The 23,381-nt window shown below is 33.9% G+C and carries 40 protein-coding genes; 3 read left to right on the top strand and 37 right to left on the bottom strand.

Annotated elements, in window-relative coordinates; translation table 11 throughout:
* On the bottom strand, nt 1–161 hold a 161-nt coding region (gene tnpA, locus F553_RS12245), incomplete at its 3' end, for an IS200/IS605 family transposase (RefSeq protein WP_156809608.1).
* Between the two features lie 115 nt (nt 162–276).
* Between tnpA and F553_RS12635 the strand changes: the two genes are divergently transcribed.
* Nucleotides 277–879 carry an alpha/beta hydrolase gene (locus tag F553_RS12635; protein WP_008538832.1) on the top strand — a complete coding sequence of 201 codons (603 nt, stop codon included), beginning with the start codon at nt 277–279 and terminating at the stop codon, nt 877–879.
* Nucleotides 880–1,006: 127 nt separating this feature from the next.
* On the opposite strand, the gene F553_RS0100010 is transcribed toward F553_RS12635, so the two are convergent.
* Genes F553_RS0100010 through F553_RS0100025 form a run of 4 tightly spaced genes read right to left on the bottom strand, consistent with a single transcriptional unit; the run spans nt 1,007 to nt 4,279 of the window.
* Nucleotides 1,007–1,849, bottom strand: a complete 843-nt coding sequence (locus F553_RS0100010; protein WP_018998519.1) for an aldo/keto reductase — start codon at nt 1,847–1,849, stop codon at nt 1,007–1,009.
* Nucleotides 1,850–1,868: 19 nt separating this feature from the next.
* The gene (locus F553_RS0100015) at nt 1,869–2,519 is read right to left on the bottom strand and encodes a flavodoxin (RefSeq protein ID WP_018998520.1); all 651 of its coding nucleotides are present in this window, start codon (nt 2,517–2,519) and stop codon (nt 1,869–1,871) included.
* A 31-nt stretch (nt 2,520–2,550) separates the two neighbouring features.
* Nucleotides 2,551–3,183: a flavodoxin family protein gene (locus F553_RS0100020; RefSeq protein ID WP_018998521.1), complete on the bottom strand. Its 633-nt coding sequence runs from the start codon at nt 3,181–3,183 to the stop codon at nt 2,551–2,553.
* Nucleotides 3,184–3,202: 19 nt separating this feature from the next.
* Nucleotides 3,203–4,279 (bottom strand): alpha/beta hydrolase, encoded by a 1,077-nt coding sequence (locus F553_RS0100025; protein ID WP_033405376.1) that lies wholly within the window; start codon nt 4,277–4,279, stop codon nt 3,203–3,205.
* A gap of 95 nt (nt 4,280–4,374) precedes the next feature.
* Between F553_RS0100025 and F553_RS0100030 the strand changes: the two genes are divergently transcribed.
* The gene (locus F553_RS0100030) at nt 4,375–4,779 is read left to right on the top strand and encodes a MerR family transcriptional regulator (protein ID WP_018998523.1); all 405 of its coding nucleotides are present in this window, start codon (nt 4,375–4,377) and stop codon (nt 4,777–4,779) included.
* Nucleotides 4,780–4,822: 43 nt separating this feature from the next.
* On the opposite strand, the gene F553_RS0100035 is transcribed toward F553_RS0100030, so the two are convergent.
* Together F553_RS0100035 and F553_RS0100040 are read right to left on the bottom strand one after the other, a co-directional pair.
* Nucleotides 4,823–5,647: an SDR family oxidoreductase gene (locus F553_RS0100035; protein WP_018998524.1), complete on the bottom strand. Its 825-nt coding sequence runs from the start codon at nt 5,645–5,647 to the stop codon at nt 4,823–4,825.
* 17 nt (nt 5,648–5,664) lie between these two features.
* Nucleotides 5,665–6,408, bottom strand: coding sequence for a carboxymuconolactone decarboxylase family protein (locus tag F553_RS0100040; protein WP_018998525.1), 744 nt, complete (start codon nt 6,406–6,408; stop codon nt 5,665–5,667).
* Nucleotides 6,409–6,574: 166 nt separating this feature from the next.
* Between F553_RS0100040 and F553_RS0100045 the strand changes: the two genes are divergently transcribed.
* On the top strand, nt 6,575–7,348 hold the full coding sequence (locus F553_RS0100045; RefSeq protein ID WP_018998526.1) for a DUF134 domain-containing protein: 774 nt from the start codon (nt 6,575–6,577) through the stop codon (nt 7,346–7,348).
* Nucleotides 7,349–7,398: 50 nt separating this feature from the next.
* On the opposite strand, the gene F553_RS0100050 is transcribed toward F553_RS0100045, so the two are convergent.
* The 30 genes from F553_RS0100050 to rpsS form a co-directional block, all read right to left on the bottom strand.
* Nucleotides 7,399–7,908, bottom strand: coding sequence for a P-loop nucleotide/nucleoside kinase family protein (locus F553_RS0100050; protein WP_018998527.1), 510 nt, complete (start codon nt 7,906–7,908; stop codon nt 7,399–7,401).
* Between the two features lie 45 nt (nt 7,909–7,953).
* The gene (gene truA, locus F553_RS0100055; protein ID WP_018998528.1) at nt 7,954–8,724 is read right to left on the bottom strand and encodes a tRNA pseudouridine(38-40) synthase TruA; all 771 of its coding nucleotides are present in this window, start codon (nt 8,722–8,724) and stop codon (nt 7,954–7,956) included.
* Nucleotides 8,725–8,827: 103 nt separating this feature from the next.
* Nucleotides 8,828–9,652: an energy-coupling factor transporter transmembrane component T family protein gene (locus F553_RS0100060; protein WP_018998529.1), complete on the bottom strand. Its 825-nt coding sequence runs from the start codon at nt 9,650–9,652 to the stop codon at nt 8,828–8,830.
* The gene (locus F553_RS0100065) at nt 9,646–10,515 is read right to left on the bottom strand and encodes an energy-coupling factor transporter ATPase (protein WP_018998530.1); all 870 of its coding nucleotides are present in this window, start codon (nt 10,513–10,515) and stop codon (nt 9,646–9,648) included. Before F553_RS0100065 ends, F553_RS0100060 begins: the two co-directional genes overlap by 7 nt.
* Nucleotides 10,516–10,544: 29 nt before the next feature.
* A complete protein-coding gene (locus tag F553_RS0100070) occupies nt 10,545–11,396 on the bottom strand; it encodes an energy-coupling factor transporter ATPase (RefSeq protein WP_026296879.1) in 852 nt (283 codons plus the stop codon).
* Nucleotides 11,397–11,596: 200 nt separating this feature from the next.
* Nucleotides 11,597–11,938 carry a 50S ribosomal protein L17 gene (rplQ, locus tag F553_RS0100075; protein WP_008538845.1) on the bottom strand — a complete coding sequence of 114 codons (342 nt, stop codon included), beginning with the start codon at nt 11,936–11,938 and terminating at the stop codon, nt 11,597–11,599.
* Between the two features lie 20 nt (nt 11,939–11,958).
* Nucleotides 11,959–12,915 (bottom strand): DNA-directed RNA polymerase subunit alpha, encoded by a 957-nt coding sequence (locus tag F553_RS0100080; RefSeq protein ID WP_008538846.1) that lies wholly within the window; start codon nt 12,913–12,915, stop codon nt 11,959–11,961.
* A 43-nt stretch (nt 12,916–12,958) separates the two neighbouring features.
* Nucleotides 12,959–13,552 carry a 30S ribosomal protein S4 gene (gene rpsD / locus F553_RS0100085; RefSeq protein ID WP_008538847.1) on the bottom strand — a complete coding sequence of 198 codons (594 nt, stop codon included), beginning with the start codon at nt 13,550–13,552 and terminating at the stop codon, nt 12,959–12,961.
* A 21-nt stretch (nt 13,553–13,573) separates the two neighbouring features.
* Entirely contained in the window at nt 13,574–13,966 is a 393-nt protein-coding gene (gene rpsK, locus F553_RS0100090) for a 30S ribosomal protein S11 (RefSeq protein WP_018998532.1), read from the bottom strand.
* 19 nt (nt 13,967–13,985) lie between these two features.
* Nucleotides 13,986–14,354 carry a 30S ribosomal protein S13 gene (gene rpsM / locus F553_RS0100095; RefSeq protein WP_015562925.1) on the bottom strand — a complete coding sequence of 123 codons (369 nt, stop codon included), beginning with the start codon at nt 14,352–14,354 and terminating at the stop codon, nt 13,986–13,988.
* Between the two features lie 15 nt (nt 14,355–14,369).
* The gene (gene rpmJ / locus F553_RS0100100; RefSeq protein ID WP_004092858.1) at nt 14,370–14,483 is read right to left on the bottom strand and encodes a 50S ribosomal protein L36; all 114 of its coding nucleotides are present in this window, start codon (nt 14,481–14,483) and stop codon (nt 14,370–14,372) included.
* A gap of 55 nt (nt 14,484–14,538) precedes the next feature.
* Entirely contained in the window at nt 14,539–14,757 is a 219-nt protein-coding gene (gene infA / locus F553_RS0100105) for a translation initiation factor IF-1 (protein WP_008538853.1), read from the bottom strand.
* A gap of 264 nt (nt 14,758–15,021) precedes the next feature.
* Entirely contained in the window at nt 15,022–15,666 is a 645-nt protein-coding gene (locus F553_RS0100110) for an adenylate kinase (protein ID WP_018998533.1), read from the bottom strand.
* A gap of 11 nt (nt 15,667–15,677) precedes the next feature.
* Nucleotides 15,678–16,934 (bottom strand): preprotein translocase subunit SecY, encoded by a 1,257-nt coding sequence (gene secY / locus F553_RS0100115; protein WP_008538855.1) that lies wholly within the window; start codon nt 16,932–16,934, stop codon nt 15,678–15,680.
* Complete coding sequence (gene rplO / locus F553_RS0100120) at nt 16,935–17,375, bottom strand: 50S ribosomal protein L15 (protein WP_008538856.1); 441 nt, start codon at nt 17,373–17,375, stop codon at nt 16,935–16,937.
* A 21-nt stretch (nt 17,376–17,396) separates the two neighbouring features.
* Nucleotides 17,397–17,582 (bottom strand): 50S ribosomal protein L30, encoded by a 186-nt coding sequence (gene rpmD / locus F553_RS0100125; RefSeq protein WP_008538857.1) that lies wholly within the window; start codon nt 17,580–17,582, stop codon nt 17,397–17,399.
* A 15-nt stretch (nt 17,583–17,597) separates the two neighbouring features.
* The gene (gene rpsE / locus F553_RS0100130; protein ID WP_008538858.1) at nt 17,598–18,098 is read right to left on the bottom strand and encodes a 30S ribosomal protein S5; all 501 of its coding nucleotides are present in this window, start codon (nt 18,096–18,098) and stop codon (nt 17,598–17,600) included.
* 22 nt (nt 18,099–18,120) lie between these two features.
* Nucleotides 18,121–18,480 (bottom strand): 50S ribosomal protein L18, encoded by a 360-nt coding sequence (gene rplR, locus F553_RS0100135; protein WP_008538859.1) that lies wholly within the window; start codon nt 18,478–18,480, stop codon nt 18,121–18,123.
* Nucleotides 18,481–18,516: 36 nt separating this feature from the next.
* A complete protein-coding gene (gene rplF, locus F553_RS0100140; protein ID WP_008538860.1) occupies nt 18,517–19,062 on the bottom strand; it encodes a 50S ribosomal protein L6 in 546 nt (181 codons plus the stop codon).
* Nucleotides 19,063–19,090: 28 nt separating this feature from the next.
* Complete coding sequence (rpsH, locus tag F553_RS0100145; RefSeq protein WP_008538862.1) at nt 19,091–19,489, bottom strand: 30S ribosomal protein S8; 399 nt, start codon at nt 19,487–19,489, stop codon at nt 19,091–19,093.
* 27 nt (nt 19,490–19,516) lie between these two features.
* Entirely contained in the window at nt 19,517–19,702 is a 186-nt protein-coding gene (locus F553_RS0100150) for a type Z 30S ribosomal protein S14 (protein ID WP_008538864.1), read from the bottom strand.
* A 25-nt stretch (nt 19,703–19,727) separates the two neighbouring features.
* Entirely contained in the window at nt 19,728–20,267 is a 540-nt protein-coding gene (gene rplE / locus F553_RS0100155; protein ID WP_008538865.1) for a 50S ribosomal protein L5, read from the bottom strand.
* Nucleotides 20,268–20,288: 21 nt separating this feature from the next.
* Nucleotides 20,289–20,621 carry a 50S ribosomal protein L24 gene (rplX, locus tag F553_RS0100160; protein WP_008538867.1) on the bottom strand — a complete coding sequence of 111 codons (333 nt, stop codon included), beginning with the start codon at nt 20,619–20,621 and terminating at the stop codon, nt 20,289–20,291.
* A gap of 24 nt (nt 20,622–20,645) precedes the next feature.
* The gene (gene rplN, locus F553_RS0100165) at nt 20,646–21,014 is read right to left on the bottom strand and encodes a 50S ribosomal protein L14 (protein WP_008538869.1); all 369 of its coding nucleotides are present in this window, start codon (nt 21,012–21,014) and stop codon (nt 20,646–20,648) included.
* A gap of 39 nt (nt 21,015–21,053) precedes the next feature.
* Nucleotides 21,054–21,314 carry a 30S ribosomal protein S17 gene (rpsQ, locus tag F553_RS0100170; RefSeq protein WP_008538871.1) on the bottom strand — a complete coding sequence of 87 codons (261 nt, stop codon included), beginning with the start codon at nt 21,312–21,314 and terminating at the stop codon, nt 21,054–21,056.
* A gap of 58 nt (nt 21,315–21,372) precedes the next feature.
* Entirely contained in the window at nt 21,373–21,567 is a 195-nt protein-coding gene (rpmC, locus tag F553_RS0100175; protein WP_008538872.1) for a 50S ribosomal protein L29, read from the bottom strand.
* Nucleotides 21,557–21,994, bottom strand: a complete 438-nt coding sequence (gene rplP, locus F553_RS0100180; protein ID WP_008538873.1) for a 50S ribosomal protein L16 — start codon at nt 21,992–21,994, stop codon at nt 21,557–21,559. The genes rpmC and rplP overlap by 11 nt, the downstream gene beginning before the upstream one ends.
* A complete protein-coding gene (rpsC, locus tag F553_RS0100185; RefSeq protein WP_008538874.1) occupies nt 21,994–22,668 on the bottom strand; it encodes a 30S ribosomal protein S3 in 675 nt (224 codons plus the stop codon). The genes rplP and rpsC overlap by 1 nt, the downstream gene beginning before the upstream one ends.
* 19 nt (nt 22,669–22,687) lie before the next feature.
* Complete coding sequence (gene rplV, locus F553_RS0100190) at nt 22,688–23,020, bottom strand: 50S ribosomal protein L22 (protein WP_008538875.1); 333 nt, start codon at nt 23,018–23,020, stop codon at nt 22,688–22,690.
* A gap of 21 nt (nt 23,021–23,041) precedes the next feature.
* The gene (gene rpsS, locus F553_RS0100195) at nt 23,042–23,323 is read right to left on the bottom strand and encodes a 30S ribosomal protein S19 (protein ID WP_008538876.1); all 282 of its coding nucleotides are present in this window, start codon (nt 23,321–23,323) and stop codon (nt 23,042–23,044) included.
* Between the last annotated feature and the right edge of the window lie 58 nt (nt 23,324–23,381).

Raw genomic sequence — 23,381 nt, forward strand, 5'->3', positions numbered from 1 at the left:
ATCTCGATTAAATCGACGTGAAGCTCCTGACAAATATTATTAATCAACTCCTTTAATCGTTCATCAACACCATTGTTCAACACTTTTCTACGATATTTAGGACAAAATACTACATGATACTTACAAGAATATACTATATTATTATTTGATTTATATTTCATAAAAGTATTATATAACTATTAAAAATATAATACAATAAAAAACAATGATATCGAATCATTGTTTTTTAGCGAGCTTATATCCCCATAAATAAATTTAGGGGCTTTACGCTCGCATTTGGTAAACCGTGAGCAAATTGGAGCTATCGGCATTTGTGGTTCTGGTGGTTTCGCTTTATCTGCAACACAGATGGATACACGTATAAAAGCTGTAGCTACAGCTTCAATGTATGATATGACTGTAGCTTCTCGCTTAGGCATGGATAAAGAAACTGTTCAAGCTACTAAAGAAAAATTATCTAAACAAAGATGGATTGATGCTCAAAATGGCTATCCTGAATACATTCCATATTTTCCAGATAAACCACTTGAAAAAGTTCCTGAAGATTTAACAGAACCAACAGCTGAATGGTTCCGTTTTTACGCTTTAAAAAGAGGACATCATATCAATGCTTTAGGTGGCTTTACCACAACTAGTAATCTTGCTTTTATGAATTATCATTTACTTGATTATCTTGATGAAATTTCTCCTCGTCCAATATTATTTATTGTTGGCGATAGAGCTCATTCTAAATTTTTCAGTGAAGAAGCATTTAATAAAGCCTCTGAACCTAAAGAATTATATGTTGTAGATGATGCTGAACACATTGATTTATATGACAAAATTGATAAAATACCATTTGATAAATTAGAATTATTCTTCAAAAATAACCTTAAATAAAATCTAAAAATTTTATAAATCCTTTTTATTCACTAACAAAAAGCTCTTTGATTAGTTTTTAATCAAAGAGCTTTTACTTTACATATTATATAATTTTTTATTTCAGCTTCTAAATTTATTATTTTTCTTATTTCATGGAGCAAAGCCATTCTATTATCTTAGGATCATAATGACTAAAGAAACAACTTTTTTTAGTATCTAATGTTGATATTAAATTCATATCTTCATTAGATAATTTAAAATCAAATACATTAAAATTCTCTTTTAAGCGTTCTATTCTTACAGATTTTGGTATACATACAATATTTCTTTGTAATAACCAACGTAAAATAATTTGTGCTATAGATTTTTGATATTTATCAGCTATTTTTTGTAAAACTTCATTTTGAAAAATATTATTTCTACCTTCAGCAAAAGGACCCCAACTTTGCATTTGTACATTTTTTTCTTTCATCATAATTTCATCTATTTGTCTTTGGCAAAATGGATTAACTTCTACTTGGTCTATTGCCGGCAAAATTTTATTATTACAAATTAAATCCATCAATCTATCAGGCATAAAATTAGCCACACCTATAGCTTTAATCAGTCCTTGTTCATATAATTCTTCCATAGCTTTCCAAGAACCATAATAATTCCCTATAGGTTGATGTATTAAATATAAATCTAAATAATCTAATCCTAATTTCTTCAAAGAATTTTCAAAAGCTTTTATTGTTGATTTATATCCTGTATCAGCTAACCATAATTTAGTTGTGATAAATAGTTCTTCACGTGGAATATTACTTTGTTTTATCGCATCACCTACAAATTTTTCATTATGATATGCCTGTGCTGTATCAATTAATCTATAACCTATATCTAACGCACTTTCTACAGTATTTCTACATGCAAACTCATCTGTTATTTGATATACACCTAATCCCAATTTAGGCATTTTTAATCCATTATTTAAGACTACATATTCCATACAAATACTCCCATTCTACCTATTTTATAATATTTATCTCTTTTAACCAATTTTCAACTTCTTCTTTTGCCTTTTCCTGTTCATTTTGAGCAATTCTTCCTCTTATAGCTAAGCCATTTAAAACTTCTGCGCCTTTACAAACATTACGCAAATAATTTTCAGTATTAGCTAAACCACTGCCTTCATGTGTACAAAATGGTATAATTGTTTTTCCTTCATATTGATGTGCTTCCAAAAAAGTATACACAGGCATTGGCATATCGCTCCACCAAATTGGATATCCTACAAATATTACATCATATTTATCTATATCTATATCACCTTTTATTTCTGGTCTAGCATTACTTTCTTTCTCCTGTTTGGCCAATGCCACACATTCATCATATGTTACTGGATAATCTTCCACTGGCTCTATCTTAAATAAATCTGCATTTGTTTCCTGAGCTATCATCTCAGCAATAATTTCTGTATTTCCTTTTTCAATATTTCCTACACTAGAATTTTCACCAGCACGTGAAAAATATACTACTAAGCTTTTTGATGCATTTTGATTAGTATCAACGCTTGCAGAATTATTTTCTTGTTCAGTAACCGTAGAATTTTTATCCATACAGCCCATTAAAGATAAGCTCACTAATATACTACATAATATCAATATTATCTTTTTCATAAAAAGACCCCTATTCTCACAAGAAATTAGTCTATCTAATAAAATTCGTGAAATTTACTTTTTCTTGTTGTGGTAATTTCAATCCCATTTCTGTAGCTAATTTTTTACATTTTAAAAAGTATGCCATATTTCTTCCTAAAATTCTCATAACTTGCATACCCTCTATATCCATTTGTACTTCTTGCGCATTCGTACCATGAACAATATTCCAATAGCGAGAAGAAATTATTGGCATTTGCATTAAAGCAAAATACTTATTAATCTGATCAAAAGTAGCTGTAGTACCTGCTCTTCTTGCTGAAATCACACCTGCTGTTGGTTTCAACAAAAAACTTTGCTTATTACTACAAAAATCTGCATAAAAAACTCTATCCATAAAAGAAGCCATATTACCTGCCATAGCTCCCCAATGTACAGGAGTACCAAAGATAAAACCATCATAATTTATTGCTATATCTAAAAATTCATTTACAATATCATTAAAAATACATTTTCCTTTAGTAACACAAGACTTACAAGCTATACATCCACCTATAGGCTTATTACCAATCCAAAATATTTTTGTATCTATATCATTTTCATTTAAAGATTTCGCTACTTCATTTAATGCAGTATAAGTGCACCCTTGTTTATGTGGACTTCCATTTACTAATAATACTTTCATAAAAACTCGCTTCCTTTTATTATTTATCTAAAGACTTTTCTTTTAACCATGCTTCCATTAAATTAGCAATATCTTTGTTATTCAAATCTGCAAACATAAAATGTGTATTACCTCTTATATTTAAATCAGGTAAATAAACAACCTCTGCATCTCCTCCATGACGATTTATGGCTTCTGCCCATAACTTAGCCATTTGTAAACGAATTCTCCAATTATCTTTATTCCATTCATCAGTAGGTTCAGTTGCTATATTATCACCATAATAAATTACAATAGGTATTTTCGTTAATTTCATAAAATCTTTTAAAGGAATAGTATTTGCTTTTAATGCACCAAATGGACTTGTTGTTTGTATTGGTTCTGGCTCTTCTCCTTCTGGAAAAACAAATCCACTCCCTGGTTCATAAGCTACAATAGCTTTTACTTTATCTGTTTTTATTGCTGTAAACCAACCTGGTTCTCCGCCTTGTGAATGTGTAATTAATATTCCATCACCAGATTTATCAAATACTTTAGCTACTGCATCACTGATAACATCTTTATCATAAGCACCTGTATCTGGTGTCATCTGTCTAAAAAACTGATTTAAACTTTCTTTGTCTTTTGGGAATTGTACATCTTTATATAAATTAGGATATTTACCTAAACGAAAATTATCATACCACAATTGATCATTAGGCTGTGCTGATATATTACCTGCTACGGTTGATTGTCCAGCTTTTCCTCTACGAGGCTGGTCTATCAAATAAACACTATATCCTTTACTTAAAAATATATTTTGAAAACCATCTCTACCATCTGGTGTAGTTTCCCATGTCTTAGAAGATTGACCTGCACCATGTAAAAATACTAATGGATATTTATGTGCATTTTGAGGTTTTTGATAAAAAACATATGCATGATCACCATGTAAAGTTTGCCCTTCTGGTTTTGTTGGTTTATAAAAATCTCTATTACCCTCTGCTTGTATTACTGTGCCGCCAGCAAAAAAACTACCTTGGTCTACAATAGTTACTGGTTTATCCATAGCTCCAGCGCTACTAATAAATATATTTGTAGTCATCAATGTACATATACATATTTTCCGCCAATTCATTATAACAACTTCTTTCTTTTTTTATATCTTATTGCTATACTAAAAGCATACTCTTCGGTAGTTACTACCGGTCAATACTTATAGGAGGTAGTATTATGTATACAATGAAAGAAGCTTGTAAACTTACAAATTTATCTTATGAAACCTTAAAATATTATTGTAATGAAGGTCTTGTTCCCAATATTAAACGAGATAAAAATAACTATCGCATATTTGATGAACATAATATTCGTTGGATTAACAACTTAAATTGCTTAAAACAATGTGGTATGAGCATAAAATTGATAAAAGAATATATAGCTCTATGCTTAGAAGGACAAAATACTATACCTCAACGCATGAAAATGCTAGCTAAACAAAAAGAATTTTTACTTTTAAAGTTATCTCAATTAAATGAGCATTTAGCATATATTGATTATAAAAATAAATTTTATCAAGATGTATTATCTGGAAAAATTCCTTATAAAAGTGATTTAATAAAAATCGATGATAATAATTAATATAAAAAAAGGAACTTAAAACTAAGTTCCTTTTCTTTTATCTTTATTTATTTAAATCGCCATAAAAATATGCTGCTGTAGCTCCACCATCAACTAAGAAATCTGCACCTGTAATAAAGCTACCTTTTTCACTCATCAATAATTCTGCTACATTTGCCACTTCATCTGCTGTACCTGGTCGTCCTGCTGGTGCTTTGGCAAACATATTTTTATAAAAAGCACCTCTTTTGCCATTAAATTCATCTATAGCAAGTGGAGTAACTATAATCCCTGGAGAAATTGAATTTATACGAGCTTTTTTCTTACCCCATTTTACAGCTTCTGCCATAACTCTTTTTACATTACAACGTTTTGCTAATTGATAAGCATGTAAATTGTCTTTTATATTTTCTACTTGTAAAACAGGTAAAGATAATAAATCTTCACAATCAGTAGTTGCTAGTTGTTCATCAATTTCACTACCTAAAGCTTCCATGCGATGACCTGATTGACTAGAAATCGTTACGCCTGTGCCATATGGTTTGATTACTTTTCCGACTTCTTCTAATAAAACAGCTGTTCCATATAAATCTACTTTTAAAATAGTTTCTATAGAAGCTTGACTAGGTGATACACCAGCTGCATTTATAAGCATTCCTATCTGACCATATTTTTGAGCTTCCTGTATATAATTCTTAATAGATATTCTATCTGCTAAATCTACTTCTAAATAATTTACATCAAAACCTGCATTATACATAATATCTGCTATTTTTTTAGCATTATCTAAATTTTTATCACCAATTATTATTTTTTTATCAAAGCCAATACGTCTAGCGATAGCCATACCTATTTGACCTGCGCCTACTAATAATAAAACATCTTTCATCAAAAAATCTTCTTTCCTTATTTATCACAAACTTTTTTTATACAAGCTAGGGTATTTAAACTTCTAGGATAACCAATATACGGCAAACATTGAGTTAAAACTTTTAATAAAAATTCTTTATCATTGCCAACATTTAAATTACCTTGAATATGTGCTGTCAATTGATTTTCACAACCGCCTTGTGCCAAGATAAAACAAAAAGTTATCATCTCTCTTTGTTTTAAATCTAAACCTTTGCGAGTGTAATAATCACCAAAACAATTTTCTGCAAGCCAACGATTTATATGTCTAGTTTCACTATCTCCGGATTTCCAAAAATCTTTCATATTTTCGCCAAAGATATCAACTTGAGCTTGTATACCTTTTTCTAATCTAGTCTGTCTTGTAGTTGTTGATTGTGCTTCAAGTGGCAAATTGATATTCAAAGATTTAAAACAATCATTTGCAATCCCTAAAAAGTCAGATACTCTACCTATTCCTAGATAAGCTACAGCTTGATAAATTATTTCTTTTATTTCTACAGGTGTAACATTCAACTTCAAACTATCTGGTAATATACTTTCAAAAGCTTTTCTGCCCTGACAACCAATCAATGTGGCAAGTATAGCCATCATGCGAGTTTTATCATCTAAATCATTTTGATTAACGACATCATCAAAAGCAAAATCAGCAAAAAACTTTGCAAAATCTGGGTCTGTTTCGCCAAATAATATAGATTTATCATTTAATAATTTATCCTGATATTTTTCTCCGTTATCCATAAAAACCACTCTTTTCTTATGTATTTTTTATTATTATAAAACTTTAAGTAAACTCCAAGTCAAATGATTATCTGAAAAATTTTCTAATTAAACTTGTTTTTTCTTGATTAATATCTTATAATAATAATCGACATATGTCGGAAATAAATTTTAGTGAGATGATTTTATGGCAAGACCTAGTCGCTGTCGCAAAATTTGTTTTGAACCCACTTATGATAGTTTTATTCCTGAAGGCATCTCTAATGGTGAAAAAATTATTTTGACCTTAGATGAATATGAAGTAATTCGCCTAATAGATTTAAATAAACTCACCCATGAACAAGCTTCTAAACAAATGAATATTTCTCGCACTACAGTCAGTGAAATATATGAAATGGCTCGCTATAAAATAGCCAATAGCCTTGTACATGGTCGTCCACTATTGATTTCTGGTGGCAATTATCAACTTTGCCAAGGAGAACAAAACTGTTTACAAAATTGCCCTAAACGAAAAATTCACAAACAACAAATTATAACTAAAAAAGGAGTAAATACAATGAGAATAGCTGTTACATACGATAATGGAAATATCTTCCAACATTTTGGTCATACATCACAATTTAAAGTTTATGATATTGAAAATAATCAAATCGTAAACGAACAAATCATTGATACACAAGGTCAAGGACATGGTGCTTTAGCTACATTTTTAAATAATGCTCAAGCAGATATCTTAATCTGTGGTGGTATCGGCGGTGGAGCTCAAAACGCTTTAGCTCAAGCTGGTATTAAATTATTCGGTGGCGTTATGGGAAATGCTGATGAAGCTGTAAAAGCATATCTTAATGGCACATTAAACTATAATGCTAATGTACAATGCAATCATCATGGTCACGGTCATTCTTGCGGTGGTCATGGTCATGCTTGCCATGAAGATAAACATGGTTGTTCTGGTAACTAATCAAATTATTCGCTAACAAAAAAGCAGTAGATATAAATCTACTGCTTTTTTTATATATCACTTATATTATATTTTTCATCAATTAATATATATTTATAATTATATTGCTTACATATCTCTAAATTACGTTTATTTTCCTCTATCAACAATTCTTTTGTACAATAACTATCATCTAAACGCTTTTCAATGATACTCGCTTTTTGTTTTATCATACTAAAATTATTTTTTATATATTCTTCACTCATAATTAAACAACAATATTTTATTTCTTCTAAATATCTTTGTTTAAAATACCCATTCCAATCTGCTGGAATATAACAGCCTTCAACAATTAAATTTTGTTTATTTTCAATAGCAGTTTTTATCATTTCCACAACAATTGACCATAAATATTTCGTTAATTGCTCATCATCTTCCACTGTTAAATTAGTTTGCCCACTTCTAATTAAACCCATTTTTAAATGATCTATACTTAAATAAGGATATTTATATTTTTCTAATAGTTTCTGTGCAAATAAAGTCTTTCCTGTATGACTAGCACCTGCAATTAAAATAACCATTTATACCTCTACATTTTTATTATCCATAGTTTAAACAAAATATTATCAATAATATACCTTTTGTAAATACAAGCCATTTGCTGGCGCCATCTTCCCTGCTAAAGCTCTATTTTTAGCCTCTATTATTTTGGGCACTTCATGTTTATCCACTCTACCAAGCCCAATATTTATCATCAAACCCATGATATTTCTGACCATATGATATAAAAATCCACTGCCCCAAAATTTAAAAGTATATACATTCTTTTCTTTTGTACAACTAGCTTCATAAATTTCGCGAATAGGGCTTGTATCATTTCCGCCAGCAGAACGAAATGAGGAAAAATCATGTTCTCCTTCAATATATTTTAAAGCCTCTTGCATATCTTCTAAATTTAATTTTTTATTTACATGCCAATAAAATCTATTCATAAATGGGTCTGCCAATTCATTTTCAAAAACCTTATAAATATAAATCTTAGATTTTACACTATGTAGTGCACTAAAATCACGGTCAGCTTCTTCTGCTTTTAATAAAACTATATCATCTGGCAACAAGCGATTTCCTGCTCGCACTACATTTTGAATAGGAATAGTTCCATCAGTAAAAAAATTCACCACTTGACCTATAGCATGAACACCAGCATCTGTTCTACCTGCTGCCGCTAACTCAATACTATCGCCAAATAATTTAAATAATGCACCCTCTAATACATTTTGCACAGCTATAACTTTAGTCTGTCTTTGAAAACCATGATAATTTGTCCCATCATAACTAAGCGTAAGTTTTATATTACGTCTTCTAGCTTTCATCATTTCCTTATGTTCAGATTTCATTTTCTATCCTCGTTTAATTTTTTATTTTATCGCTTCAAAAAAGAACTAGTCTATTATATACATTTAAAATAAACTAGTTCTTTTAGATTATACATATTTAATTTTATAAAGTAAATAATACCATATGAGGAAAAACTATTTTTATAACTGTCAAAATTAACAAAATCCCTATAAAAGCAGTCATTGCTATATAATCTCTAGAGGCAAAACTCAATTGTTTCAAGCGTGTTCTACCCACTCCGCCATGATAACATCTTGCTTCCATAGCCATAGCCAAATCATCTGCTCTGCGAAAAGCACTGATAAATAACGGTATCAATATTGGCATAAAAGCTTTGACCCTTTTTAAGATATTTCCTGTCATAAAATCAGCACCACGAGATTTTTGAGCTTTTATAATTTTATCTGTTTCTTCCAATAAAGTAGGAATAAAACGAAGTGCTATTGTCATCATCATAGCTAATTCATGAGCAGGCACGCCAAATCTTTTTAATGGCTTCATTAAATCTTCTAAAGCATCAGATAATACAAGTGGTGGCGTTGTAAATGTCAATAAAGATGCTCCAAACATCAATAATAACAATCTAAGACAGACAAAGCTACCATTTGCCAAACCTTCCCATGTAATACTGAGCTTCCAAACTTCAAAAATAACTTTTCCTTGTGTCGTAAATAAATGCAAAATAAAAGTAAATAAAATAATCCAGATAATCGGCTTTATGGATATAAAAAACATTTTTAAGGGAATTTTTGACATATACATCAAAGACCCAATTAACACGCACCATATAATATAGTCTAATTGGCTATCAAAAATAAAAATCCCCACGATTAAAATAAATAAACTTACGATTTTCAATCTAGCATCTAATTTATGCAATAAAGAATTTGCTGGGAAAAATTGACCAATTTTTATATCAGTTAGCATTTTATCCCTCTCTTTCTCAAAGCTACTAAAATATTATTTAAAGCTTCTTGTTTATTTAAAGCATTTATATCCACATCTAAACCATATTCTTTTATTTTTCGCAATAATTGCATCACTTCTGGCTCTAATAAGCCTGCTTGTTCAATTACATCTTTATGTGTAAAAACTTCACGTGGCTCGCCATATATCATTAATTTTCCCTGTCTCATAATAGCTACCTTATCTGCTAAAAGTGATATATCGTCCATATTATGCGATACCATAATAATCGTTATTTTTTCTTTTTGATGTAATCTTTTTACCTTTTGCAATAAATTTTGTTTAAGTCTAGGGTCAAGACCTGCTGTCGGCTCATCTAAAACTAGATATTTAGGCTTTAATGCAATTATTCCTGCAATTGCCACACGTCTCATTTGACCGCCACTCAATAAAAAAGGAGATTTATCTTTATATTCCTCATAATCTAATTCTACAAAATCCATTGCTTCTTTGACTCTTTGCTTTACTTCATCTTCACTACAACCAAAATTTCTAGGGCCAAAAGCAATATCTGCAAAAATACTTTCCTCAAATAATTGTTGTTCTGGATATTGAAACACCATCCCCACACTACGTCTAGCATTTAAGGTCTTTTTATCCTTCTTTTTATTAATGTCAATTCCATCAATAAAAACTTCACCTTTAGTAGGATTTAATAAACCATTAAAATGTTGCATAAGTGTGGATTTTCCTGAACCTGTATGACCTGCAATAGCTACAAATTCACCTTCATTTATTGTTAAACTGACATTATTTAATGCTTTTTTTTCATATGGCGTATTTTCCATATAAATATGACTTATATTTTTTACCTCTATTGGCATCTTCTCACCACTTTAAAATCTATTTAATATTATTTACATATTAATTGCTGTAATTCTTTAGCTAAATTTTCATTGTCAAAAACATTAGCTAATTTCAAACCTTTTTTCTGCAAAGCATCTACAATATCTACAGCTAAAGGCACACTAAGACCTATTTTCTTTAAATTTTCCTTTTGTTTAAAAATATCTTTTGGCATACCATCTTGTATTATCTTGCCATCATTCATGACAATAATTCTATCTGCTTGCATAGCTTCTTCCATGAAATGTGTAATTATAATAATAGTTATATTATATTTTTCATGTAATTCCTTCAATGCTTTCATTACAGCATTTCTACCCTGTGGGTCAAGCATTGCTGTCGGTTCATCTAAAACTATACACTGAGTACGCATCGCTATAGCCCCAGCAATAGCAGTCAATTGTTTTTGCCCACCCGATAACAAATGCGGTGGCATCTTGCGCAAATGCTCAATATGCAAAGATTTTAAAGCAAATTCTATTCTATCTTTTATTTCTTCACGCTCAAGACCCATATTTTCAGGGCCAAAAGCGATATCATCTTCTACTACAGTAGCGATTATTTGATTGTCAGGATTTTGAAATACCATACTTACTTTTTGACGTACTTTCCAAATATCCTCACTATCATCAACTTCCATGCCATCAACAATACATTCACCTTCACTTGGCAATAATAAGCCATTGAAATGCTTTGCTAGTGTTGACTTGCCTGAACCATTAACGCCAATAATAGCTATAAATTCACCTTTATTTATCTTTAAATTAATATTATCTAACGCTATTTTTTCTGTTTTTTTCTCATCATTTTCCCTAAAAATATGTGTGAGATTTTTTACTTCTATAAAACTCAATATCATCACCTATAAATCTATATAAAAAAATAAGAACTGCAATCAAAATTACAGTTCTTATTATACCCATTTTAAATTGTTAACACAATCACCTTATCAAGTAAACCAAAAATCTATTAATTAAATTTTTAACTTAATTGATAAGGCGAAGGCGGCCCATTTGACCGCCTCACATATCAATAATTCAATGAATTACTAATTCTAAATTATTTTACTAACTCTAAAAGAGCCATTGGAGCAGCGTCACCACGACGTACGCCTAATTTAAGAATACGAGTATAACCACCATTACGGTCATTATATTTAGGTGCAATTTCATCGAATAATTTTTTTGCAACTTCTTTATCAACAAGTTCAGCAATAACCTGACGGCGAGCACTTAAGTCATCGCGTTTTGCAAGGGTAATGAGTTTTTCAGCAAGACCGCTGATTTCTTTAGCCTTAGCTTCAGTAGTTTCAATGCGTTCATGTTTAAAAAGGGAAACTAGCACACTACGGAATAAAGCTTTACGTGCACTGGAGTTGCGTCCTAATTTACTGTAGCCCATTAGCAGCCTGTCCTTTCCTGTTATTCTTTTTCAGCGAGTGTTAATCCTAATTCCTGTAATTTTTTCTTAACTTCTTCAAGAGATTTACGACCAAGGTTTCTAACTTTAATCATATCATCTTCACTCTTTTGCATTAAATCTGCAACAGTGTTGATTTCAGCTCTCTTCAAGCAGTTATAAGAACGTACAGATAAATCAAGATCCTCGATTGTCATTTCCATAACTTTAGAAGTATTATCTTCTTCTGGTGTATTGAAAATTCCTTCATCAGCAGGAATATCTTCTACAGAACCACCCATATTCTGGAATAGACGCAAGTGAGTAATCAAAATGCTAGCTGATTTACTTACTGCTTCTTCTGGTTTTATAGAACCATCAGTCCATACTTCTAATGTAAGTTTATCATAGTCGGTAACATTACCAACACGAGTATCTGTTACTGTGTAGTTAACTCTTTGAATAGGAGAGAAGATGGAATCGATAGGGATAATACCAATAACCTGATCTGGTTTTTTATTTTTATCAGCAGGTGTATATCCTCTTCCACGTTCAACTACCATTTCCATTTTCAAAGAACCAGTTTCATCAACAGTAGCAATATGCAAATCTTTATTGAGAATCTCAATATCAGAATCAACAATAATGTCTGCTGCTGTTACTTCTTTTTCACCAGTAACATCTATACGAATGGTATGAGGTTCTTCATCATGCATTTTTAAGCATAATTCTTTTAAGTTTAAGATAATGTTTGTTACATCATCACGAACCCCAGGAATAGTAGAAAATTCATGAAGAACACCATCAATTTTGATAGATGTTATAGCCGCACCCTCTAAAGAAGACAACAAAATACGACGTAAGCTGTTGCCAAGAGTAGTACCATATCCGCGTTCCAATGGTTCACAGACAAATTTACCATAACGGTTGTCTTCACTTATTTCCACAATCTCAATCTTTGGTTTTTCGATTTCGATCATCTGAAACAACCTCCTATTCTATGCGCTATAAAACACAGACATATTATCTGGAGTACAATTCGACAATCGCCTGTTCATCAACTGGAATATCGATTTCGTCGCGGTTAGGGAATCTTGTAACAGAACCGCTAAGATTCTGGATATCAGCAGTAAGCCAAGCTGGTACGTTTAAAGCATTTTTGCTTTCTGCAATTTCTTTGAATAATGCAGTACCACGGCTTTTTTCTTTAACACCGATTACATCGCCAACTTTAATTAAAGCGGAAGGAATGTCAAGACGTTTACCATTAACAGTGATGTGACCATGGGAAACGAGCTGACGAGCCTGACGACGAGTGGATGCAAGACCTAAACGGAAAACAACGTTGTCAATTCTACGTTCGAGAAGACCAAGTAAGTTTTCACCTGTTACGCCTGGCATAGTTTTAGCTTTATCATAATAAGCTCTAAACTGTTTTTCTAATACACCATATATAAATTTAGCTTTTTGTTTTTCTTTTAACTGCATTCCGTATTCGCTTACTTTACGACCAGAACGTTTAGGCTGTCTTTTGGAGCTTTTTGCAAGACCAACTACAGCTGTTTCTAAGCCGAGAGCGCGACATCTTTTCAGAGAAGGAACTCTGTCAATAGCCATATTTCTACTTCAACCTCCTAATTATACTCTTCTACGTTTAGGTGGGCGACAACCATTATGTGGAATTGGAGTAACATCTTTAATCATGTTAACTTCAAGACCAGTTGCCTGTAAAGATCTGATTGCAGCTTCACGACCTGCACCAGGACCTTTTACATATACTTCAACCTGTTTTAAACCATGTTCCATTGCTGCTTTTGCTGCAACTTCTGCTGCCATTTGAGCTGCAAATGGAGTGCTTTTTCTAGAACCTCTGAAGCCAAGTCCACCAGCACTAGCCCAGGATAAAGCATTACCATTTTTGTCAGTGATAGTAACAATTGTATTATTGAAAGTCGAACGAATGTGTGCAACACCATATTCGACATTTTTACGATCTTTTCTCTTTGGACGAGATGTTTTATTTGCTGCCACTTATTAAACCTCCTTCTTCTTAGCCTTTTTTACCCATTACAGTCTTTTTAGGGCCTTTACGAGTACGCGCATTATTTTTTGTGTTCTGACCGCGTACAGGTAAGCCTAAACGATGGCGTCTACCGCGATAGCATCCGATTTCAACCAAACGTTTAATATTTAAAGAAATTTCACGACGAAGGTCACCTTCTACAAGATGATTTTTGTCGATATATTCACGTAACTTAGCAACTTCATCTTCAGTAAGATCACGTGCTCTAGTATCTGGATTAATACCAGTAGCAGCTAAGATATCCTGAGAAGTTTTAAGACCAATACCAAAAATATATGTTAAAGCAATTTCAACTCGTTTATCGCGTGGTAAATCTACACCGGCAATACGTGCCATACAATCAGCACCTCCTTATCCTTGTTTCTGTTTATGTTTAGGATTTTCGCAAATAACCATTACATGACCTTTGCGTTTAATAACTTTACATTTTTCACAAATAGGTTTTACTGATGGTCTAACTTTCACTGCATGTACCTCCTTCTACATTGCTATAATGCCTATCAAATTATAAAAATAGGTCTTATTTAAAACGGTAAGTGATTCGGCCTCTGGTCAAATCATAAGGCGTAAGTTCAATAGTAACCTTATCACCTGGCAGGATGCGGATAAAATTCATACGAATTTTACCAGAAACATGAGCTAGTACAACGTGACCGTTTTCTAACTCTACTTTAAACATTGCGTTAGGCAAAGCTTCTAATACTTTACCTTCAACTTCAATTACATCTTGCTTAGACATGAAATTCTCCTTCAATTAAAGCTTAAGTTGGGCCGAAAACTCTTTGAGGTTTGAATTATCATGCCCATGATATGCCCAAACCTGTCAGTAATCCGTTTTTACAGCAATGCCATGCCCAACATTATTGTTATCTGCCACAGAAAAACATTCCTGTTTACTGCCCGAATATTAATTATAACATATTACAGCGTTTAAATATATCATTATCAGCGATTTTTTTCACACTTTTTTTACAACAGATATATTACCGTATTATATTATCAATTAACTGCGCAAAATTGCAACAATGTCTTGGAATACTTTATCCATTGACTGACTTCCGTCAACTTCTTTGTAAAGTTCTTCTTTTTCATAATAAGAAATAAGAGGCTTTGTCTGTTCTTCATAAACAGAAAGACGATTTTTCATTGTTGCTTCGCTGTCGTCAGCTCTTTGATAAAGGTCACCGCCGCACACGTCACAAATTCCGTCTTTCTTAGATGGCTTAAATTCTACATGATAAGTAGCACCGCATTTTTTACAAATACGACGACCAACTGCTCTTCTGATTAATTCACTTGCTGGAACAGCAACGTTCAAAGCACAGTTAAGTTTTAAACCTAATTCACTTAAAATTTTATCCAAAGCCACAGCTTGTTCTACTGTACGAGGAAAACCATCCAAAATAAATCCTTTTTCGCAGTCAGCTTTAGCTAAACGTTCTTTTACAATACCAATTGTAACTTCATCTGGAACTAATTGTCCAGCATCCATGCAAGCTTTTGCTTGTTTTCCAAGTTCAGTACCTTCTTTTACTGCTGCACGAAACATATCCCCAGTAGAGATATGAGGAATTTTAAATTCTTCTACTAGCCTAGCTGCCTGTGTACCTTTACCAGCACCAGGAGGGCCCATTAAAAGGATGTGCATAAAAATCCTCCTTACTTCATAAAACCTTCATAATGGCGCATTACGACCATTGATTCAATTTGTTTCATCGTATCAAGAGCAACCCCAACTACGATTAATAATGCTGTACCACCGAAATGAATTCCTTCAATATGAGTAGCACCAGCTATCATTGTTGGTAAAATTGCAATGAATGCAAGGAAAAATGCACCCGCTAATGTAATACGTGTCATAATACGGTCTAAATAATCTGCAGTTGCCTGACCTGGACGAATTCCAGGAATAAAACCACCGTATTTTTTCAAATTATCAGCGAGATCCGGAATTTTAAATGTAACCGCAGTGTAAAAATACGTAAAAAATAAAATCAATAATGCATATACAGCACTTTGAAAAGGTGTTCCCCATTGGAAATAATCAGCAATTGTTTTAATCCAAGGAGTTTGTACAAACTGAGCTAAAGTAGCTGGGAACATCAATACTGATGATGCAAAGATGATTGGTATAACGCCGGCCTGATTTACTTTAAGCGGTATATGCGTAGATTGGCCACCGTAAGTTTTACGACCTACAACGCGTTTTGCGTAGGATACCGGAACTCTACGTTGTCCTTGCTGAATGGCAATAACAAAAACAATCATAGCAAGGGCGATTATTGCAAAGAATAACACATTAAAATAGCTTATTGTGCCTGCTTGCAAGTAATTATATATAGTACCCAAATTTTGTGGAAGTGCTGCAACGATACCTGCGAAAATGATAAGCGATATACCATTTCCCACACCATGTGCAGTTATCTGCTCACCAATCCACATGAGGAACACTGTTCCTGCTGTTAGGGTAATTGCAATAATAAGAATTGATGTAATACTAGGATTAATTATGGCCTGTTTAAGACCAATAGACATACCTATAGCTTGTAAAAATGCCAAGACAACAGTCAAATAACGGGTCGTCTTGGTTATCTTTTTATGTCCCTCTTCACCTTCTTTAGACCACTGTTCCAAAGTAGGTACTACTACGGTCAATAATTGAATAATAATTGACGCGTTGATATATGGGGTAATACTCATAGCAAAGAGAGAAAATTTACTTAAAGCACCACCGGAAAATAAATCCAACAAGCCAAACAAGTTACCGCTGTTAAATAACTGTTCAATTACTGAAGGATTTACTCCAGGCACCGGGATATGAGTCCCGAGCCTGAAGACTGCAAACATAATTAGTGTAAATACTATTTTCTGTCGCAATTCGGTGATTTTGAGGATATTGCTAAGAGCTGAAAGCACTTAGATCACCTCTACTTTTCCACCTGCTGCTGTAATTTTTTCTTCAGCAGATTTTGTGAAGCCGTTTGCTACAACAGTTAATTTCTTAGTAATTTCGCCGTTACCAAGAACACGTACACCGTCACAAACGTTTTTAAGGATACCTGCTTCTACTAATGCTGCTGGATCTACTGTTGCGCCATCTTCAAAACGATTTAAAGAAGAAACGTTTACTTCAGCATATTCTTTTGCAAAAATATTTTTGAAGCCGCGTTTTGGCAATCTACGGTATAAAGGCATCTGGCCACCTTCAAAACCTGTACGTACGCCGCCACCAGAACGAGCGTTCTGACCTTTATGACCACGTCCGGAAGTTTTACCTAAACCAGAACCTAAACCACGACCAACACGAATACGAACTTTTCTAGAGCCCGGTGCTGGTGATAATTCATGTAATTTCATAACCTGGACACCTCCTCTAAATTATTCGCCGATTTTTTCTACTGTAATAAGATGTTCTACTTTATGAATCATACCTCTAATTGTAGCTGTATCTTCATGTTCTACTGTAGAATTTAATTTACGTAATCCCAAAGCCTGAATTGTTCTTCTCTGAGTTTCAGGTCTGCCGATCAGACTTCTTGTAAGGGTAATTTTCACTTTTGCCATTGAAATATTTCCTCCTTAACCTAAAAGTTCCTGAACGGATTTTCCACGAAGTTCAGCTACGAGCTCAGCTTTTTTAAGCTGTTCTAAACCTTTAATAGTTGCACGAACCATGTTATTAGGGTTAGAAGAACCAAGGGATTTTGTTAAGATATTACCAACACCTGCAAGTTCTAAAACTGCACGAGCTGGACCACCTGCGATAACACCAGTACCTTTTGCAGCTGGTTTTAAGAGCACACGACCTGCACCGAATACACCGAGGCTTTCGTGTGGAATAGTTTTATCTACTAAAGAAACTTCTACAAGATTCTTTTTAGCATCTTCAATGCCTTTTCTGATTGCTTCAGGTACTTCGCTAGCTTTACCGAGACCTGCACCAACATGACCGTTTTTATCGCCTACTACAACAAGAGCGCTGAAAGAAAAGCGACGGCCACCTTTTACAACCTTAGCAACGCGATTAATATACACAACTTTTTCTTCTAATTCAAGTGCGTTAGCGTCAATCTTGGCCATTAATTTACCTCCTGTTCCAATATTAGAATTTTAGACCAGCTTCACGAGCTGCATCTGCTAAAGCTGCTACACGACCATGATATACATAGCCACCGCGGTCAAATACAACTTCAGTAATGCCTTTTTCAAGAGCACGTTTTGCTACAGCTGCACCTACAGCTTTAGCTGCTTCGATGTTACCGCCGTAAGCGTTGAAATCTTTATCTTTGGAGCTTGCGGATACTAATGTAACACCATTAACATCATCAATAACTTGAGCATAAATGTTGCTTAAGCTACGGAATACGTTTAAACGAGGTCTTTCAGCTGTGCCAGAAATATGATTACGAACTCTTAAATGACGTTTCTGACGAGCTTTATTTTTATCCTGTTTATTAAACAAAACCAGCCTCTCCTTTCTATTTCTAACTAAAGATTATTATTTCTTAGAACCAGTTTTACCAGCTTTACGACGGATATGTTCGCCTTCGTACTTAATACCTTTTCCTTTGTAAGGTTCAGGTTCTCTGTAAGAACGAATTTTAGCTGCCATAGCGCCAACTGCTTCTTTATCGATACCAGATACAACAATCTTGTTAGGAGCAGGAGCTTCTAATTTGATTCCAACAGGAGGTTCAACAACTACTGGATGGGAAAAACCTAAAGATAAGTTAAGGTTTTTACCAGCCTGTGCAGCTCTATAACCTACACCATTAATTTCAAGATTTCTTACAAAGCCTTGTGTTACACCTACAACCATATTGTTGATAAGAGTACGAGTAAGACCATGTAAAGATCTATGCATTTTATCTTCGGATGGACGTTCTACTGTTACAACGCCTTCACCTACTGTAATTTTCATATCTTTATGACAGTCACGGCTAATTTCTCCTTTAGGACCTTTAACCGCTACGTGATTATGTTCATCAACTGTTACAGTAACCCCAGCAGGGATTGTAATCGGTTCTCTACCAATTCTTGACATCTGTACACCTCCTAGTCTAAAACTAATTTTACCATACGTAAGCTAAAACTTCGCCGCCAACACCTTCACGACGTGCTTGTTTATCACTCATAATACCTTTAGAAGTAGAGATGATAGCAATACCAAGACCACCAAGTACGCGAGGTAATTGATCTTTCTTAGCATAAGCACGAAGACCAGGTTTAGAAATACGTTTAATACCAGTGATTACTTGTTCACGGTTTGGACCATATTTCAAGTTAATTGTGATAACACCTTGTTTGTTATCTTCTGCGAAGGAGAAGTCTTTAATGAAACCTTCTTCTTTAAGAACTTCTGCAATAGCCTGTTTAATTTTAGAACCAGGAATTTCAACTTTATCATGAAGTACGGAGTTTGCATTACGCAAACGAGTTAACATATCTGCAATAGGATCAGTCATTCCCATAAATCGATATCCTCCTTTCTTTCAACCTTACCAACTAGCTTTTGTTACGCCAGGGATTGCGCCTTTGTAGCTTTGTTCTCTAAAACAAATACGGCACATTTCAAATTTACGCATATAACCATGTGGACGACCACAGATTTTGCATCTGTTATATTTACGAACCTTGAATTTAGGTTCTTGACTCCATTTCTGGACCATTGCCTTTCTGGCCATAGATCAGTATACCTCCTCTTAAGAATTAAGCACTAAACGGCATACCCATTAATTTAAGAAGAGCTCTAGCTTCTTCATCAGTCTTTGCCGTAGTAACAATAATAATATTCATACCATGAATTTTTTCGATTTTATCATATTCGATTTCAGGGAAAATCAATTGTTCTTTAAGACCAACTGAATAGTTTCCGCGACCATCAAAAGCTTTAGGGCTTACGCCACGGAAGTCACGAACTCGAGGCAAAGCGATATTCATAAATTTATCAAGGAACTGATACATACGAGTTCCACGAAGAGTAACTTTAGCGCCAATAGGCATTCCTGCACGTAATTTCCATGCAGCAAGAGATTTTTTCGCACGAGTCAAAACAGGTTTCTGACCAGCGATAATAGTGAGGTCAGCTACAGCAGAATCTAATGCTTTAGAGTTGTGAGCAGCTTCACCAACACCCATACTAATGATAACTTTTTCAATCTTAGGAAGTTGCATTACATTTTTATAACCGAATTTTTCAGTCATAGCAGGAACAACTTCATTGATATATTTTTCTTGTAATCTATCCACCAAGATATCCTCCTTCCTCAATTATTTTGCTTGGTCTAATGCTTCACCGCATTTTTTGCATACACGAACCATTTTACCATCAATTTCTTTTTTCGCAACACGAGTTGCTTTAGAACAAGCTGGGCAAACTACCATAACTTTAGAAGCAAACATAGGAGCTTCTTTTTCAATGATACCGCCGTTTGGAGCTTTCTGATTAGGTTTAGTGTGACGTTTAATTTTGTTAACGCCTTCAACTACAACTTTATCTTTAGCAGGCATAGCCTGAAGGATTTTACCTTGTTTACCTTTATCTTTACCGGATAATACTAAAACTGTATCACCTTTTTTTACATGCAATTTAGCCTGTGACAAATCTTGGCACCTCCTGTCTATTTATTAAATTACTTCTGGTGCCAGTGAAACGATTTTCATGAAATCTTTGTCACGTAATTCTCTGGCTACCGGGCCAAAAATACGAGTTCCGCGTGGAGTTTTATCATCTTTAATAATAACAGCAGCGTTTTCATCAAAGCGGATATAAGAACCGTCAACACGACGTAAACCCTTTTTAGAACGTACTACTACAGCTTTAACAACGTCACCTTTTTTAACCATTCCACCAGGTGAAGCAGATTTAACTGCAGCTACGATTATATCACCAATGTTGGCATATTTACGATAAGAACCGCCCATTACACGGATACACATAATTTCTTTTGCACCAGTGTTATCACCAACATTCAACATTGTTTGTTGCTGAATCATTGCTTTACCTCCTTCTAAAATTCTATATCAAGTAACAAATTATTTTGCTCTTTCAAGAATTTCAACGAGTCTCCAACGTTTATCTTTAGATAAAGGACGAGTTTCCATAATAGAAACTGTATCTCCTACGTGAGCTTCGTTGTTTTCATCATGTGCTTTAAATTTAACAGTTTTCTTAACTGATTTTTTATAGAGTGGATGACTTTCAGTATCAACTACAGCAACAACAATAGTTTTTTCCATTTTGTCGCTTACAACTTTACCAACTTTAGTCTTGCGTTCATTTCTAATTTCGCTCATTAAAAGAACCTCCTTCCTTCTGCATATCATTTATTATCTATTAGTCTAATCTTAACTATTAAGCTTTTAATTCTTGTTCGCGTTGAATAGTTTTAATACGAGCAATAGTTTTCTTTACTTCTTTGATACGCATAGGGTTTTCAAGCTGACCTGTAGCAAGCTGGAATCTGAGGTTGAATAATTCTTCTTTAAGCGAAGCAAGTTTCTGGTTAAGTTCGCCAGCACTCATTTCACGTATTTCATTAACCTTCATTTACTTCACCCTCCCCTTGCACTTCACGCTTAACAAATTTTGTTTTGATTGGGAGTTTATGGCTTGCAAGACGCATAGCTTCTTTAGCAACTTCTTCGCTAACGCCGCCCATTTCAAACATAATACGACCTGGTTTAACTACTGCTACCCAGTATTCAGGTGAACCTTTACCGCTACCCATACGAGTTTCAGCAGGTTTTGCAGTTACTGGTTTATCAGGGAAGATTTTAATCCAAACCTGACCACCACGTTTAATATAACGAGTCATCGCAATACGAGCTGCTTCGATCTGACGGTTTGTAATCCATGCAGGTTCGAGAGCTTGTAAACCGAATTCACCATGTACTACAGTATTACCTTTATGAGCTTTACCTTTCATAGTACCACGGAACTGTTTACGGTATTTTACTCTTTTAGGTATTAACATTAATCTTCGCTCCCTTCAACAGCTTCTGCTTGTGCAGCAAGTTTCTTTTCAGGAAGAACTTCACCTTTGAAGATCCATACTTTTACGCCAAGACGGCCATAAGTTGTATGTGCTTCAGCTGTACCATAATCAATATCAGCACGTAAAGTATGAAGTGGAATACTACCTTCACGGTAAGATTCACTACGAGCAATTTCAGCACCGCCGAGACGGCCACCTACTGTTACTTTAATACCTTTTGCACCCATACGAATTGTACGGCTAACAGCCTGTTTCATTGCACGACGGAAAGCAACACGACGTTCGAGCTGAGAAGCGATGTTTTCAGCTACGAGTGTAGCATCCATATCTGGCTGTTTAATTTCTGCGATATTAATATCTACGTGTTTATCAGTGTATTTTTTAAGGCCTTTTTTTAGCTGTTCAATACCAGAACCACCACGGCCGATAACCATACCAGGTTTAGCAGTATGAATAGTTAATCTGAGACGATTTTTAGAACGTTCTGTTTCAATTTTAGATACGCCAGCAACTTTTAAAGTTTCTTTTAAGAAGCTACGAATTTTAATATCTTCATGTAAGTTAGCAGCGAAATCTTTACCAGCATACCACTTCGCATCCCAAGTTTTTACGATACCAAGGCGCATACCATGTGGATTAACTTTTTGTCCCAAATCTATTCCCTCCTTCTAATTATTTTTCTTTAACTACGATCGTAACATGAGATGTACGTTTTAAGATTTTGAATGCCTGTCCACGGGAACGTGGGTGAATACGTTTAAGGGTAGGTCCCTGATCAACGAATGCTGTAGCCACATAGAGGTTATCAGGATTCATATCAAAATTATTTTCAGCATTTGCTACTGCTGATTTTAAAACTTTATTAATTACATCAGCACCTGCTTTAGGTGTGAATTTCAATATTGCAAACGCGTCAGCTACGTTTTTGCCACGAATAAGATTCATAACAATACGTACTTTACGCGGAGAAATACGGATATATTTTGCTACTGCTTTAGCTTCCACAGTTGTTCCTCCTTTCAACAATTATCTTAAAGATGTACGTCTTTCTTCGCCAGCATGGCCTTTGTAAGTTCTTGTTGGTGCAAATTCACCAAGTTTATGACCAACCATGTCTTCTGTAACATATACAGGTACATGTTTGCGACCATCATGAACTGCAATTGTATGGCCTACAAATGTAGGAAGGATTGTCGAACTGCGGGACCAAGTTTTAACAACTTTTTTGTCATTAGCTGCATTTAAAGCATCAATTTTCTTTTCAAGGCTTTCTGCAACGTAAGGTCCTTTTTTTACTGATCTTGACAAAATATGTCCTCCTTTCATTTTAGAATAAGGTAATCAATTAAGCTACCTTATTCATAAA

This window comes from Megamonas rupellensis DSM 19944, from assembly GCF_000378365.1.
Lineage (GTDB): Bacteria > Bacillota > Negativicutes > Selenomonadales > Selenomonadaceae > Megamonas > Megamonas funiformis.